This is a genomic window from Microbispora sp. H11081, assembly GCF_012999535.1.
Classification (GTDB): Bacteria; Actinomycetota; Actinomycetes; order Streptosporangiales; family Streptosporangiaceae; genus Microbispora.
The window spans coordinates 24729-40814 of record NZ_JABBWV010000001.1 but is presented as its reverse complement, the minus strand read 5'-3'; the positions used below and the strand labels follow the sequence as shown (position 1 = coordinate 40814).

Genomic DNA, 16086 nt, shown 5'->3' with positions numbered 1-16086 from the left:
CCGCCCCCGGACGGCGGAGCCCGGGCCCCGCGCCCGCCAGGACTACATCCGCGAGGTGACGTTTTTGCTCCGGTGACAACCGCCCTTTCGGGTGAGACCTTGGGTCAGGGCCGGGGAGTGCCTGGCGAATGCCGCCCGTCGCGGGCATGGGTGGGGGCGGCGACGCGGCGGGGGCGCCGCCCGGGCCACACGTGGCAGGGGCTTGGTCCAGTCGGAGACGACCCAATCCGAGGGGGCGGCGTCATGAACGCCTGGTCGGTACCGGGCTACCGCGAGGTGCGCCCGCTTGGCACCGGCGGCGCGGGACGGGTCGTGCTGGCGACCTACGTGACCACCGGCGCCTACGTGGCCATCAAGTACCTGCGCGAGGAACTGCGGCGGGACCGGCGCTTCCTCGCCGGGTTCCGGCACGAGGCCCGGATCATGGTGGAGCTGAACGACCCCAACATCGTGCGCCTGTACGAGTACGTCGAGGCGCGCGACGGAGCCGCGATCGTCATGGAGCTCGTCGACGGGGTCTCGCTGCGCGCGATCCTCGCCGAGCACGGCTCGACCAGCCCGGAGGCGGCGCTGGTCGTGCTGAAGGGCTCACTCGCCGGCCTGTCGGCCGCGCACACCGCGGGCATCGTCCACCGCGACTACAAGCCGGAGAACGTGCTCGTCCAGGCCGACGGGACCAGCAAGCTGTCGGACTTCGGCATCGCGACGCCCAGCGGCTCCCCTGACGCGCCCGCGGGCACGCCGCCCTACATGGCTCCCGAGCAGTGGTACGGCGGGCCCACCGGCCCGGCCACCGACGTGTACGCCGCCACCTGCGTGTTCTACGAGTGCCTCACCGGGCGCAGGCCCTACCGCGCCGACGACCTGACGGCGCTGCGCATGCTGCACCGCGGCGCTCCCATCCCGGCGGCGGACGTCCCCGGCTCGGTGCGGGGCCTGGTCACGCGCGGGATGGCCAAGAACCCGGCGGACCGGCCGCCCACCGCGCGGGCGTTCATGGCCGACCTGGAGACCGCCGCGACCGCCGCGTACGGGCCCGAATGGGAGCAGCGCGGCCGGCGCCATCTCGCCGAACTGGCGACGCTGCTGGCATTGACGTTCCCCCTGGCCGCTCCGGCCGAGCCGGTCGAGGCGTCCACGTCGCTCGCCCAGACCGTGCTGTCGGAGCGGCTCACGCGCTTCGCGCCCCGTTTCGCGCTCGGCGCCGCCGTGCTGTCGGCAGTCGTGGTCGCGGCGCTGGTCGCGGCCAACCGGCAGACCCCGATGGCGCAGGACACCCTGCTCACCCCACCGCCGCCGCGAAGCGCTCCCGCCGCGCTTCCCCCGGCCCCGACCTCCCCGGAGACGACCGCGCCGCTCGCGCCCGACACGACAGACGAGACCTCGCCGGGTGATGCCTCGCCAGGCGTGGTCCTGCCGGGCGATGTCTCCGAGACCGGCGCGGGGCCGGACGAGAACACCGGCGCGGAGCCGGACGAGAACACCGGGGCGACGCCGCCCGATCTGTCCGGCACGCCGGTCTCGTCGGTGACCACCGGGCCGCCCGGCCCTTCCGAGCCGGGCGCCACCCCATCCCACCTGGGCGCGACCATGTCGCCGCCGCCCGCGCGAGTGACCGGCCTCGGCATCGCGGAGTTCGACGGCCAGGCGGTCACGGTCGACGTACGGGCGAGCACGACGGCCCGGGTCCTGCTCACCGCGCGTTTCGCGTCCGGGCCGTCCACGGACGCGCTCACCGCCGCGCCCGCGCAGACGGTCGCGTTGCGCGGCGCGGCCTCCTACCACATCGGCCTGCAGCAGGCGTTCCCCTCCCCCGCCTGCGGGACCACCGTCTATCGGCGGGTGGAGGTGTCCACGGTCCCCGCCGCGGGCACAGGCCCCCGCGCCCGCACGCTGAAGCTCACCGGGGCGCCCTGTCCCGTGCCCGCCGTCGAGGGCGTGGCGATCGACCGCTGGGACGGCGAGGCGGCGGCGGTGACGGTGCGGACCGCGGGCAAGGGCCCGGTCAGGGTGTCCACCGTCTTCACCCGCGACGGCCGCACGGCCTCGGACGACGTCCGTACGCTCTCGGGCCGCACGTCGTATTCGTTCGCACTGGCCTCCGGCCTCGGCCCCGTGGCATGCGGGAAGACGGCCCTGTTCGGGGTGCGGGTCACGACCGATCCCGCCTATGCCGGCGGGCCGCGCCAGGCCGAGGTCGAGGTCGACGGCCCGCCGTGCCCACGGCCGCGCGAGTCCCCCTCGGCCCGTGGCGGCGAGACCTCCGACCCGCCCAGGACACCCGACTCACCCAAGACACCCGACTCACCCAAGACGCCCACGACTCCCGATCAGCCCAAGACTCCCGATCAGCCCAAGACTCCCGATCAGCCCAAAAATCCGGGCACGTCCTCGATCCCTGAGCCGCGGAAGAGTCCCGCCCCGGAGAATCCCTACCCGCGTGAGCCCGAACGGCAGAGCCGCGGCCAGCAGAGCCCCAGCCAACAGACTCCTAACGTGCTGAGCCCCGGCCAGCAGGACGAGCCGCCCCCTTCCCTGGCCTACTGATTCCCTGGCCTACTGACCCGGGCACTGGGGGCGGAAACGGGTGAAAGATTCACCTCCGCCCCGGCGGCCGGCCGGTTCGCGTACCGCCAGAATCACCTGTTCACCAGGGGTTTCCCCGTGTGGCGGGCCGGCAGCGGCCACTCTCGTCTCGTTGACTCGCCTCTGGCGTGCCGGATTGACTCCCGGCAGCGCGAAGCCACGTCCGCGGACCCCTGGATCCGCGGCTGTCCGCGCCGACGCGAACAGCTCGGAGAGTGGGAGAAGCCCGTGCGAGATGGCAGCTTTTGGCACCGCCGGTTGCGGCTTTCGGCCGCCGCGGTGCTGCTGACGGCCGGCGCCGGAGTGGCGGGGGCCCACGTCGCCTCGGCCGCGACGACCGGGTGCCAGGTGACCTACACGGTCACCAGCCAGTGGCAGGGCGGCTTCGGCGCGAGCGTCACCGTGCGCAACCTCGGTGACCCGATCAACGGCTGGCGGCTGACCTGGTCGTTCGGGGCCGGGCAGACCATCACGCAGTTGTGGAACGGAACCCACACCCAGTCCGGCTCGCAGGTGACGGTGACCAACGTCTCCTACAACGGCGGCATCGCCGGCGGAGGCAGCACCGAGTTCGGGTTCAACGGCAGTTGGAGCGGCGCCAACCCCGTGCCGTCCGACTTCGCGTTGAACGGTGTGACCTGCACCGGCGGAGTCACCTCGCCCAGCCCGAGCCCCAGTCCCAGTCCCAGTCCCAGTCCCAGCGCCTCGCCGAGCGCCAGCCCGAGCCCTTCGCCCAGTCCCAGCGCCTCACCGAGCCCCAGCCCTTCGCCCAGTGCGAGTCCCAGCCCCAGCCCCAGCCCCAGCAGGCCGGCCATCGAGAACAACTTCCCCGTCACCAGGGAGGGGGCGTACGGCACGAACCGCTACACGGTCTACCGGCCGTCGAACCCCGCGGCCGTGGGGCGTCCCATGCCCGTGCTGGTCTTCGGCAACGGGGCCTGCGCCCACACCAACGGCAGCGAGGTCGTCCAGGCGCTGACGTTCATCGCCGCCCGCGGCTTCGTCGTGGTGAACACCGCGTCGGTCGACGGCTCGCCGAACGGCGTGCAGAGCGGGTCGCCGATCCCGTCGCTGCTGACCGAGGGGATCACCTGGGCAGAGCGGGAGAACTCCCGCTCTGGCTCCGCGCTCTACCAGCGCCTCGACCTGTCCAAGGTCTCCACGGCCGGGCACTCCTGCGGTGGGCTGGAGGCGCTGGTCGCCGGGCAGGACCGGCGGGTGAAGAGCGTCGTCTCGCTGGACAGCGGGTTCTTCGCCGACGCCTCCTTCGGGTATCCGCGGTCGGAGCTGAACAAGCTGCACACCCCGGTGATGTTCATGGACGGCGGGCCCTCCGACATCGCCTACGACAACACCCGGGCCAACTACGACCTCACGCAGGTGCCGGCCGTTCTGGCCGAGCATCCGCAGGCCGGTCACACCGGGTTCATCACCGGCGGCCAGATGACCGAGGGCATGACCGCGGTGGTCCACTTCCTGGACATGACGCTCAACGGCAACACCTTCGCTCGCGCGTACATCCTCAGCCCCTCGGGCCTGGCGGTCAGAGCCCCCTGGACCGTCCGCAGCAAGAACTTCTCGATCCCCGCCTCCTGATGACCGGCCTGTCAGCGGCGGGCGTGCCGGCCGGGGCCGACCGGTCCCGGCTCGGCGGGCACGACCCGCTCGCCGTCCTCGTGGCCCTCGATGGACATGTTCGGCAGAATCCGGTCGAGCCACCGCGGGATCCACCAGTTGAGCCGGCCGAGCAGCACCATCGTGGCGGGCACGAGGAAGCCCCGGATCAGGGTCGCGTCGACGGTGATGGCCACGGCGAGCCCGACACCGAACACCTTGACCAGCGGGTCGGGGTAGGCGATGAAGGCGGTGAACACCGCCACCATGATCAGCGCCGCCGAGGTGATGACGCGACCGGTCGACCCCAGTCCCTCGGCCACCGCGGCGCGGTTGTCCCCGCTGCGGGCGTACGCCTGCCGTACGGACGTGAGCAGGAAGACCTCGTAGTCCATCGACAGGCCGAACAGCACGGCGAACAGCATGAGCGGCACGTACGTGTCGATGGGCACGGAGAAGAACAGGGTGGCGAGGTAGGACCCGTCGGCCGACGGCGGGGGGTCCATGCCGACCAGGCGGCTGCCCAGGCCGTGGGAGAACACCACGGCCAGCGCGCCGAAGGCGGCGCCGAGCGAGACGAGGTTCATCGCCGCCGCCTTGACCGCGACCAGCGGCGCGCGGAAGGCCAGCAGGAGGAGCGCGGCGCTGAGCAGCACCACGATGCCGACGACCAGCGGGGTCCGGCCCATGATGCGATCGCCCATGTCCGCCATCCCGGCCACCTCGCCGCCGACGTGGACGTCCACGCCCGGCATCTCGATGGCACGCACCCGTTCGACGACGTCCAGGGCCCGCGGGTCGCTCGGCCCGTAGTCGGGGACGACCTGGATGAGCACGGACCTGCCGTCCTCGTTGACCTGCGGCGAGGCGGCGTACGCGACGCCGTCGGTGTGCTCCACCCGCTGCCGCAGCACCTGCACGACCGGGTCGGGCGGTGTCGAGTCGGCGATCTTCTTGTCGAGTTCGGCCACGACGACGAGCCCGCCGTTGGCCCCCGGGCCGAAGCCCGCCTCGATCAGCTCGTACGCGCGGCGGGCGGAGGTGCCCTTGTCGCCGTACCCGTCGTCCAGGGGGCCGAGCTCGATCGTGGCGGCCGGGGCGGTGAGCGCCGCGAGCACGAGCGCGGTGACGGCGAGCACCCGCCAGGGACGGCGGGCCACCCAGGTGCCCAGCCTCGCCCAGCCGGTCGCCGGGCCGTCGCGGCGGGCGGTGCGCCCGAAGAAGGGCAGCCGCAGCGCGTCGATCCGGTGGCCGAGGATGCCGAGCATGGCCGGCACCAGGGTGATCGCGGTGAGCACGGCGCAGACGACGGAGACGCCGGTGATCCAGCCGAGCGTGCGCAGCAGCGGGACGCCGGCGAACATCAGCGCGCTCAGCGCGATCACGACGGTGCCGCCGGCGAACAGCACGGCCCCGCCGGAGGAGGCCGCGGTGCGCCGTACGGCCTCCCGCACCGGCACGCCCTCGGCCAGCAGCGACCGGTGCCGCGACAGCAGGAACAGCGCGTAGTCGATGCCGACGCCGAGCCCGATCATCGTGGCGAGGATCGACGCCGTCGACGGCACGTCCACGACGTGCCCGAGCAGCGCGATGACGCCGAGCCCCACGCCGATGCTGATCAACGCGGTGAAGATCGGCACGAGTGCGGCGACCAGCGTCCCGAAGGCGAACAGCAGCACCAGCAGCGCGACGACCACGCCCGCGACCTCGCTGGCGCCGGTCTTGATCTGCTTGTCGGCGGGCGTGGAGCTGTCGGACGGCACGACCTCGACGCCCGCCCGCACGGCCGGCGCGGCGGCGGCGACGAGCCGCTCGGAGGTCTGCGCGATCTTGGTGGTGTCCTGCCCCCTCAACCGCACGGTGATCATGCCGATCCTGAGGTTGGACGACATGCCGCCGATCCGGTACGGCGTCTCCACCTGGGCGACGTGCGGCTCGCGCCGCAGGGCCTCGATCGACTGCTCGACGGCCTCTCTGCGCGGCTCGTCGGCCAGCGTGCCGTCCGCCGTGTAGAGGACGAGCTGCACCGTCCCGCCCGGGTCGAAGCCGGGGCCGAAGCCCTCGCGCATGAGTTCGTGCGCCCGCTGCGCGTCGGTGCCGGGGATCGACACGTTGTTGTTCACCGGGCGGCCCCACACCAGGGTGGCCGCGGTCAGCAGACCGGCCGCCAGCACCCACAGCGTCAGCACGATCCACCCGTGGCGCGCGCACCACCCGCCGAGCCGCCCCAGAAGCCCGCTCATCGTCGTCCGTCCCGGGTAGCATTTGCGACGACCGTCCTGTACGGCCGTACAGGACGAGGGTAGACGGAACAGATTGCGGACGAGCGGCACACCGGAAACTGAGACGATGACCACACTCGACCAGGGCAACGTCACCCGGTCCCGGATCCTGGCCGCGGCCCGCGACCTGTTCGCCGAGCGTGGGTACGCCGCCGTGTCGCTCGCCGACATCGCGGCGGCGGTCGGGCTGACCAAGACCGCGGTCGCCTACCACTTCCATCCCAAGGACCGGCTGGCCGCCGAGATCATCGCCCCGGCGGCCGACGACCTGCTCGCGCTGCTCGGCACCGGGTTTCCCGGGCACCGGGAGTTCCTGCGGGCGTTCACCGCGTTCGCCGTACGGCACCGCGCGGTGATCCGGCTCCTCACCGAGGACATCGGCGGCGCCGACGACGCCCCACCGGGATCCCCCGGCGAGGCGATCAGGGAGCTGGGCCGGGAGCTGTTCGCCCGCCTGGCCGGACCCGACCCGTCTCCGGACACGCGCGTACGCGCCTGGGCGGCCCTGGGAGCGGTGCGGTGCGGGGTGGCGAGGACCGTGGACATGCCCGCCGAGATCGTCGAGGAGAGGCTGACCGCGGCCGCCGTCGCCGTGTTCGAATCCTGACACGACGATCCCCTTGCGATCACTTGCGGACCGGGTCACATTTCGTGTGATCGCTCAACCTTTCCGCCGCGTCCTAATGGGACACCAGCGGGACGGACGCGAAGGGAGTGACGGCCAGCCGTGAATGTATCGGCCGCCGGCGAGGACCGCGCGGGCACACTCGGCCAGGTGATCTCGGCCCTGTCGAAGACGCCCCGGACCGTCCTCGTCCTCGGCGAGCCGGGCATCGGGAAGACGCACCTGCTGAACGAGGTCGCGGCGCGGCTGAAGGGCTACCACGTGCTGCGCGGCCAGGCCAGGGAGCTGGACGGCGGCCGCGCGTACGCCCCCCTCGTCGACGCGCTCAGAACGCTGCGCGGCGCGGCGGCCGACCTCCTGTCCGGCCTGCTCGACTCGATCGACCAGGCGGCGCTCGGGCACACCGCGGCCGCGCCGGGCGCGATGGCCGCCCGCCTGCTGGAGTCGCTGCCCGGCCCCACCCTCCTCGCCATCGACGACCTGCACCTGGCCGACGCCGACACGCTGGGCGTGCTGCGGGCCCTGCCGCGCCGCCACGACGGCGTCGCCATCCTCGGCACCGCCCGCCACCCTCCCGCGCTCGACGTGGACCTGTGCGTACGGCTCCAGCCGCTGACCATGGCCGAGATCGCGGACCTGGCCGCCACGCTGCTCGGCCGTACGCCGAGCGACACCGTGCTGCGGCGGATCCACGGCGCGAGCCGGGGCAACCCGTGGTTCGCGCAGGAGGCCGTGCTCGCCCTGGTGCAGGGCGGCGCGGTGCGCTCCGCGGATCCGGGAGCGCGGCGCGGCGCGATCCTGACCCGGCTGTTCCAGCGCGACCGGGGCGGACGCGACCTCGCCCGCGTGCTGGCGGCGCTGTCGCGCACGAGGGAGACCGCCGACATCACGGCGCTCGCCGAACTGGCCGGGCTCGACCCGCCCGCCGCCGAACGCGCCTTCGGGGCGCTGGTCAGGGATGGCGTCGTGACCGAGAACTGCGACGGCTACGCGCTGGCGCACCCTCTCGTGGCCGAGGCGCTCTACGACGACCTCGGCCCTTCAGGCCGTCGCGAGGTCCACCGCAGGATCGCCGACATGCTCGCGAGGGAGGGCCTGACCGGCACCAGGCGGGTGCTCGAGTGGGCCACCCACATGGCCGAGGCGGGGCCCGCCGCGGAGGCCTTGCCCGCGGTGCTGCGCGCGGCGGAACTGACCCGCTGGACCGCGCCGCTGTCGGCCGCGCACTGGTACGGCAAGGCGGCCGAGCTGTCCGCGGAGCCCGGCGAACTGCTGGCCAGGCAGGCCCTCTCGTACTGGAAGGGGTCGCGGCCCGCCCTGGCGCTGAACTCGGCCCAGCGGGCGCTCGCCGCACTGCCCGCCGGCCGCCGTCGCACCCGGGCCGCGTACACCGCGGTCGGCGCGGCCCACGTCATGGGGTGGTACGAGGTGGCTCTCGACGTGGCCCGTCGCCAGATCCCGAAGGCCGACGACGCCTCGGCGCTGCTCGCGCAGCAGGCGCTGATCAGCGCGGAGATGGGCCGTCCCAGCCGGGAGTCCGCCCGGAGGGCCTGGGAGGGCCTGGCCGACTGCCCGCCGCAGGACCGCGCGATCACCGTCGGATACCTTGCCCTGCACGCGCTCGTCCAGGGCGACTGGGCCGAGACCCAGCGAGCGGTCGGCGACCTGCTCACCTTCGCCGCCGCGCTGCCGCCCGGCGCCAGGCTCGCCTCGCTGGAGTCGGCGGCGCACGTGCTGGCGATCGCCGGGCTGCGCTCGCGCGCCGTCGAGGTGCTCGACCAGGCCGAGCAGATCCACCGCGGCCTGGGCTGGCACGACATCGCCGGGCAGCACGTGCGGACCATGGCCGTGATCCGGCGGATGAGCGGCGAGTGGCCGCGGGCGCTGGAGGAGATCGCGGTCGCGCGCCGGGCGCTGGCAGAGGCGGGCCTGCTGGAGAACCTCGGCCTCCTGCGCAACATGGAACTGGACATCCTGCTCGACCAGGGCAGGCTGGACGAGGCCGCCCGGGTCCTCGCGGATCCGCCGCCCTACTCGGCCCTGCAGCAGGGCATGCGGAACGTGTACCGCGCCCGCCTGGCGTCCGGCCGCGGCGACATCGCCGCCGCGCGGCGCGAACTCGACACCGCCCTCGCCCACCAGGTGCCCGAGGTGGTGCACCGGGCCCTGGCGGTCAAGGTGCTGGTGGCGCGGGGAGCGGGCGACGGTGCGGGCTGCCGGGCGGCGGCCTCCCAGCTGGACGAGCAGTCGGCGAACGGCACGCCCAGGGCCAGGTTCGCCGCCGACCTCGCGGTGGGCTGGGCGTTCGGCGACCGCGGGCGGGCGAGCGCGGCCCTCGACCGGGTCCGCGCGGACGGCCTGCCGTTCGAGGAGGCCCAGGCCCGGCTGGCCCTCGGCGTACTCGGCGACACCACCCATCTCCCCCGCGCGCATGCGATCTTCACCCGCCTCGGCGCCGCGCCGTGGGCGGCCATGGCGGAGCGCCGCCTGCGCGACGCCGGGCTGGTGCCGGAACCGGCGGGCCGCCTCACCCCCGGGGAGCGTCGCGTCATCGAACTGGTCGCCGACGGGCTGAGCAATCCCCAGATCGCCGAGGAACTGCACTACAGCCGCAAGACCGTGGAGGTCTATCTCACCCGCGTCTACGCGAAGACCGGCCTGCGGTCGCGCGTCGAACTCGCCCTGGCCGTCGAACGCGGCGAGCTGTAAGAGCCCCCCGGGCCATCAGTCCGTCAGTCCGTCGGACCCCCGGGCCGTCGGTCCGTCAGGCCGCCAGGCCGCCAGGCCGCCAGGCCGTCGGTCCGTCGGTCCGTCAGGCCGTCGGTCCGGCAGGCCGTCAGGCCGTCAGACCCCCGGGCAGTCGGGCCCCGGCCTCCCCCGGCCCCCGGCCTCCGGCCCCCGGCCGCGCCGAGTGCGGCGGCCTCCACTTCATGGCATGTAGTCGCAGACATGGGCGGCACGCGCGGCGGATCGACGTCTCGTTCTTTCGCATGCGCGCTCTACACATGTGCGCCGACGAGGTCCCTGCGGCTGTGACTCCACGTTTTCGGGGATCACGGCTTGGTTCGATAGTGCGTTCGATATAGGCTTGGAGCAGCCCTTAGAGGTGAGCCTAGCTGGCGGGCCGTCGGTGGCCGTACGCCGTGTGTTGAGCCGAGTCTGCGTGCAGGAAGTCCCGATCCGGGCGGTCGGGAACCGATCAGTCGCCTTCTCTCCGCTCCCCGGGGGTCATCCGCCGTGTCCGCGTCGCCGTCGCCGTCCGCTCCCGCGGGGCACCGAGTGGCCTGCGCTCCTGACGCCTGCGGAGCGCCGGCACCGATTCCCGAAGGGCTGGCGGCTATCCCACCGGGGGCCGAGCTCGCCCAGATGCTGGCCGACATCGATGTGGAGCGGGTGTCGGGGTTCGACACCGTCGAGGTGCTCAGGGCCGCCTACCGCCAGTCCTGCCACGACCGGGCGCGGTTCCTGCAGGCGCTGCTTGAGGTCGGGCTGCGCGAGCAGTTCTCCGGCGACAGCGTGGTCCGGCTGGAGGTCCCCGACGAGTTCGCCCCCGACGAGGCGCGGGCAGCGTTGGTATGGTCACGCCGCCGGGCGGATTCGGCCTTCGAACTGGCGTGGAACCTGCATCGCCGCCTTCCCGCTCTGGGAGAGGCCATGCTGGCGGGAGAGCTGGACGAGCCGCGGGCGGCGGCCTTCATCCGCTGGACGAGCGGTTTGACCGACGCCCAGGCCGGCTGGGTCTGTGAGCACCTGATCGGCCGGGCTCCGACCTGGACCGTTGGAGAGCTGATCGAGCACATCCAGCGTCTGGTGCTGGCGATCGACCCCGATTGGGCGGAGAAGCGCTATCGGGAAGCCGTGCGCAGGCGCCGGGTGGTCGGCATGCGCAACGACGATGGCACCGCGACCGTTTCCGGGCTGGATCTGCCGCTTGAGCGGGCGGTGGCCGGCTGCGAGCGCATCGACGAACTGGCCCGCGCCTGCAAGCGCGCCGGAAACCACCGCCCCGTCGACCACATCCGTGCCGACCTCTTCCTGGGCAGCTTGGACGGCAGCTTCGAGGGCCTGTCCGACGCCGAGATCATCGCCCATGTCCGTGCGCATCCTTTCCTCGACCCCTGCGACGCCCCGGCCGGTTCCCCCGACATCCCGCCGCCCGGCAGCCGGACCCAGGACACGACGACCGAGGACGTGAAGACACCGGACACGATGACCCCGAGCCCCGCCGAGAAGACGACCAACGAGGTTGTCCGGGAAACCGACGCGGAGAGGGCCAAAGAGACCGCCGACAGATCGAGCGAGTGGACCGGCGAGCGGACTCACGGTACGGCCGATCACGAGGACGGCGACCGGAACGGTCACAGCGATGGGTGTCGCCAGGACCCGTCGACGCCAACCCCGTCAGCGCAGACCAGCTCGACCCAGGCACCGCCGACGCAGGCCTCCACAGCTCAGGCACCATCGACACAGACCTCGGCGACGCAGGCCGGGGCGACGCAGGCCTGGTCTGTGCGGGAGATACGGGTGGAATTGACCACCCTGCTCGGCCTCGACGAGCACCCGGCCCATCTGCCTGGCTGGGGCATGGTCCACGCCGCTCACGCCCGCAGCATCGTCAGTGGCATGTTCAGCGGGGAGTGGCGCTACGCCATCTGTGCCGACGACGGGCATCTGCTGCTGACCGGCGTCACCCGTCGCCGTCCCTGTCCGCCCGCCGAACGACCTCCGCGCGATGCGCGTCGCGGCGGCGTCGTCGAGCTTCACGTCACCCTCAGTCGGCTTCGCGAGCTGGCCGCCGTGCCCGCCGTGACCGGCGCCTGGGCTGCCCTGGTCGCCGACCTGAGCGACCGCGCATGCGCGGCGGCCAACGTGCCCCAATCAGATCCATCGAGAGGACCCGGTCTTTCTGGTCAACCGGCCCGATCATCCGCATCGACCCGCGCCCAGTCGACACAGACGACCCCCTCGACCGACCGGCGGCAGGCCGATGCGGCCTTACGCCGCTATGTCCAGATACGGGGCCAGGTCTGCTCCTGGCCGGGCTGCCGCATGCCCGCGATGCGGAGCGACCAGGACCACATCCAGGCGTGGGCGGACAACGGCACCACCACCGCCGAGAACCTCCATCTGGCCTGCCGCCACGACCACCGTGCCAAGCATCTCGGCGGCTGGCGGGTCGCCTTCGAAGGCCCTCGGCTCATCGTCTGGACCAGCCCGCTCGGACACTCATATGCGAACCCGCTTCCGAGAATCATCCATCCTCTTCCCGAACCCCGGCCCCGCGGCTGGCCCGACCCGCCGCCCGAACGCCTGCCCACAGACCCTCCCGGAGCACCGGGCACGATCATGGATCCCTCATGCCCGGGGACGGCTCCCACCGGTGGAGGCGACCGCACGACGAGCGGCGAGGCGAACAGCCGGGCCGGGCGCAGCCGCGCCCGCGAGAGCGGGGAGCAGGCCGACGTCACATCACAGGCCGGCACCACATCACACGCAGACACCGCACAGGTGGACACCGCATCAGGAAGCACCTTCAGGCCCGAGTTGGAGGTGCCGCCGTTCTGATCCCCCCGCGTGCCTCTGACAGCGCCTCCGCGAGCAGTGGGCCGAACAGGGCCGAACGCGGCAGGTTCCGGGGTTGGCGAGGCGTTGAGCACGGTCGCGAAGGCCGGTGCGACAGCGCGTCAGGCGGCGGGGAAGTCGGTGGCGGGTGCGGTGAGGGCGGCGGCGTGGACGTTCGCCCGCAGGGCTTCGACCTTGGCCACGGCGTAGGAGTGGGCGTCCGAGCCGAGCAGCAGCCGCAGCGGGCCCTCCCCGGCCAGGACCCGGCCGATGATCGCGCGGGCGCCCCTGACCGGGTCGCCGAGCTGGCTGCCCTGGAGTTCGAGGTGGTCGCGGGTCATCTCACGAATGCCCGGGTAGTGCGCGGTCGCCTCGGCGGGCAGGGCAAGGGAGTCGGTGGTGAGGAACTCGGTACGGAAGTAGCCGGGCTCGACGATGGTGACTTGAACGCCGAAGTCCGCCACCTCGGCGGCCAGCGCCTCGCTCAACCCTTCCAGCGCGAACTTCCCCGCGCAGTAGAGGGCCCAGCCAGGCACGGCCGTCAGGCCCAGGATCGAGGACACGTTGACAATGTGGCCGCCGCGCTGCTCACGGAGGAGGGGCAGAGCGGCGCGCAGCACGTTCCACACGCCCACGACCTGGACGTCGAGCATGTCGCGGACCTCTCGGTCGCCGGTCTCCTCCACCGCGGCCAGGAATCCGTAGCCCGCGTTGTTGACGACGACGTCCAGACCTCCGAACCGCTCGGTGGTCTCCTGGACGGCCCGCCTGACCGCCGCCTCGTCGCGCAGGTCGACGGTCAGCGGGAGAAGGCGCGACGTCTCGATCCCGTCGCCGAGCGCGGCGAGCAGCCGCTCGGACGACCGCGTCGTCGCGGCCACCCGGTCACCGCGCGCCAGCACCTGCTTGACCAGTTCGAGGCCGAGGCCGCGGGAGGTGCCGGTCACGAACCACGTAGCCGGTCGATCTGTCGGGAAGCTCATGGTCATCCTCTCGAATGTCGCGAGTGGCGCCGGCCCGGGAAGCCCCCGGAACCGGCACAACATCAGCTTCCTTCGCCGCGACCCGCCGCGGACGCCCATATCGCGCCCTGTGCGACCGCGCACCGGGCAACCTAGGACGCACAGGACCAGGCAAAGACGCCCGGCAGCGCGGACACTGGATTCGTGGCCGGAACCAACCGTGAACTTGCCGACTTCCTCAGACGCGCCCGCAGCCAGGTCGACCCGTCACGGGCCGGCCTGCCCCCCGACGGGCGGGTGCGAAGGGTCCCGGGCCTGCGCCGCGAGGAGGTCGCTCTCCTGGCCGGCATCTCCACCGACTACTACGCGCGCCTCGAACAGGGCAGGCGCATCATCCCCTCGCCGGCCGTCGTCGAGGCCGTCGGCCGCGCCCTCGGGCTCGACGACGCCGGACGCGCCCATCTGCACGACCTCATCGGGATGACCGCGAGCCCCGTCCGTCGCCCGGCGCGCGGCGTCCAGCGCGTTCGCCCCGGGCTCTACCAGCTCCTCGACGCCCTCGACGGCGAGCCCGCCCTCGTCCTCGGCCGCCGCACCGACGTGCTCGCCGCGAACACGATGGGGAAAGCGCTGTTCACGGATTTCGACAGGCTGCCGCCCCGGCAGCGCAACTACGCGCGGTGGATGTTCCTCGACGACGACGCCCGATCGCTGTTCGTGGACTGGGACGTCCATGCGCGCGCCGCGGTCGAGAGCCTGCGGCTCGACGCGGGGCGCGACCCGGACGACCAGGCAACCGCCGCGCTCATCGCCGACCTGCGCGAGCACAGCCGTGAGTTCGCCCATTGGTGGGAGCAGCACCGCGTCCACCAGCGCACCCACGGCTCCAAGCGGCTGCGTCACCCTCTCGTCGGTGAGCTGACCGTCGAGTACGAGACCCTCTCCTTGCCCGGGGACCCGGATACGACGCTCTTCGTCTACACCGCCGAAGCCGGCTCGTCTTCGAAACGGGCCCTGAACCTGCTCGCGAGCTGGACCGCCGAGACCCTCACGGGCCGGCGCGGACATTAGGGATCTCCCTACTGGGCGTCGCCCGTACGGAGGATCAGGCTCTTGACCATGGAATCACCGATCCTTTCGTACGCCGACGAGGTCTGGCGTGGTTCGGTGCGCCCGGAGGACGTGCCCTACGCCGAACTGCGCAGAGACGGCGTGCAGGAGATCACCTACGGCGTCGCGATGTGGCCGGCCCACGGCAACGCGTACGTGGTCCGCGGTGAGGAGGGCCTTGGGCTCTTCGACACCGGCGACGCCCGTGAGGCCGCGGAGTCGTATCGCGCCATCAGGAAATGGTCGGTCGAGCCGCTCAAGTACGCGATCTTCTCCCGGGGCCGGGCCGATCGGCTCGCCGCGCTGGAGAAGTTCGACGCGGAACCCGGCCCCCGCCCGCTGGCCGTGGCGCAGGAGGGCCTGGCCCGCCGGCTGGCCCGTCAGGGCAGGACGGCCGGCTACAACGCGGTCGTCGACCTGCGCGAGCGGGGCTTCCCCCGGCTGGTCTGGCCGCCGCCGCAGCGGCTGCCAGACCTGACCTACCGCGACCGGCTGTCGCTCTCGCTCGGCGACGTGACCTTCGAGCTCGTACACGCCCGCGGCGACACCGAGGACGCCACCTGGGCGTTCCTGCCGGAGCGGGGCGTGCTGCTGACCGGCGACCTGTTCTCCTGGACGGTTCCAGGAGCGGGCGACCCGCAGCGGGTCCAGCGTTATCCGGACGACTGGGCGGTGGCGCTGCGGTCCATGGCGGCGCTCGGCGCCGATCTGCTGCTCCCCGGGCGCGGGCTGCCCGTACGCGGGCCCGCGCGGGTGCACCGGGCGCTGACCGACACCGCCGACTATCTCGACAGCCTGGTGGAGCAGACGCTCGACCTGATGAACGCGGGCGCCCGGCTGGACGAGATCCTTCACTCGGTCACGCCGCCCGCGGCGCTCGCCGGGCGGCCCTACCTGCGGGAACGTCACGACGAGCCCGAGTTCATCGTGCGCAACATCTGGCGGCTGCACGGCGGCTGGCATGACGGCAACCCGGCCAACCTGAAGCCGGCCCCTGACGCCGTGTTCGCCCGCGCGGTCGCCGAACTGTCGGCGGGAGCGGCGTCGGTCGCGGGCCGGGCCGTCGCCGCGGCGGCGGACGGCGACCTGCGCCTGGCCTGCCAGCTCGCCGAGATCGCCGCGCAGGCCGAGCCGGAGGACCGGCGGGTGCACGAGATCAGAGCCCTCGTCTACGCGATGCGGGTCCAGCAGGAGCCCGGCTCGATCGCCCGGGGCGTGTACGCCTGGGCCGCGGCCGAGTCCCGCAGCAAGACCACCGGCATGGACCCGCTCGACGTCTACCACGACGTCGCCGAGGGCCGCATGTGGTGGCTGCCGAGCAAGGCCGGCTGAGGAGCTTGTCCGT

At 73.0% G+C, this 16086-nt stretch carries 9 protein-coding genes; 7 read left to right on the top strand and 2 right to left on the bottom strand.

Going from position 1 to position 16086, the window contains the following annotated elements:
• The first annotated feature begins 243 nt into the window (after nt 1-243).
• Entirely contained in the window at nt 244-2547 is a 2304-nt protein-coding gene (locus HHX31_RS33450) for a serine/threonine-protein kinase (RefSeq protein WP_211589128.1), read from the top strand.
• 267 nt (nt 2548-2814) lie between these two features.
• Complete coding sequence (locus tag HHX31_RS00135; RefSeq protein WP_311930897.1) at nt 2815-4182, top strand: cellulose-binding domain-containing protein; 1368 nt, start codon at nt 2815-2817, stop codon at nt 4180-4182.
• A gap of 11 nt (nt 4183-4193) precedes the next feature.
• Here HHX31_RS00135 and HHX31_RS00130 read toward each other — a convergent pair whose 3' ends face one another.
• The gene (locus HHX31_RS00130) at nt 4194-6443 is read right to left on the bottom strand and encodes an efflux RND transporter permease subunit (RefSeq protein ID WP_169943888.1); all 2250 of its coding nucleotides are present in this window, start codon (nt 6441-6443) and stop codon (nt 4194-4196) included.
• Between the two features lie 106 nt (nt 6444-6549).
• On the opposite strand from HHX31_RS00130, the gene HHX31_RS00125 reads away from it, so the two are divergent.
• The 3 genes from HHX31_RS00125 (at nt 6550) to HHX31_RS00115 (ending at nt 12672) form a co-directional block, all read left to right on the top strand.
• Complete coding sequence (locus tag HHX31_RS00125; protein WP_169943887.1) at nt 6550-7089, top strand: TetR/AcrR family transcriptional regulator; 540 nt, start codon at nt 6550-6552, stop codon at nt 7087-7089.
• Nucleotides 7090-7209: 120 nt separating this feature from the next.
• On the top strand, nt 7210-9816 hold the full coding sequence (locus HHX31_RS00120) for an AAA family ATPase (protein ID WP_169943885.1): 2607 nt from the start codon (nt 7210-7212) through the stop codon (nt 9814-9816).
• Nucleotides 9817-10473: 657 nt separating this feature from the next.
• A complete protein-coding gene (locus HHX31_RS00115) occupies nt 10474-12672 on the top strand; it encodes an HNH endonuclease signature motif containing protein (protein WP_169943884.1) in 2199 nt (732 codons plus the stop codon).
• A gap of 119 nt (nt 12673-12791) precedes the next feature.
• Here the strand turns inward: HHX31_RS00115 and HHX31_RS00110 are convergent, their stop codons facing one another.
• Nucleotides 12792-13652 carry an SDR family oxidoreductase gene (locus HHX31_RS00110; RefSeq protein WP_169943882.1) on the bottom strand — a complete coding sequence of 287 codons (861 nt, stop codon included), beginning with the start codon at nt 13650-13652 and terminating at the stop codon, nt 12792-12794.
• A gap of 183 nt (nt 13653-13835) precedes the next feature.
• Here HHX31_RS00110 and HHX31_RS00105 point away from each other — a divergent pair, with 183 nt between their 5' ends.
• Both HHX31_RS00105 and HHX31_RS00100 read left to right on the top strand, forming a co-directional pair.
• Nucleotides 13836-14702 (top strand): helix-turn-helix domain-containing protein, encoded by an 867-nt coding sequence (locus HHX31_RS00105; protein ID WP_169943881.1) that lies wholly within the window; start codon nt 13836-13838, stop codon nt 14700-14702.
• 48 nt (nt 14703-14750) lie between these two features.
• The gene (locus tag HHX31_RS00100) at nt 14751-16073 is read left to right on the top strand and encodes an alkyl sulfatase dimerization domain-containing protein (protein ID WP_169943879.1); all 1323 of its coding nucleotides are present in this window, start codon (nt 14751-14753) and stop codon (nt 16071-16073) included.
• Nucleotides 16074-16086 lie beyond the last annotated feature (13 nt).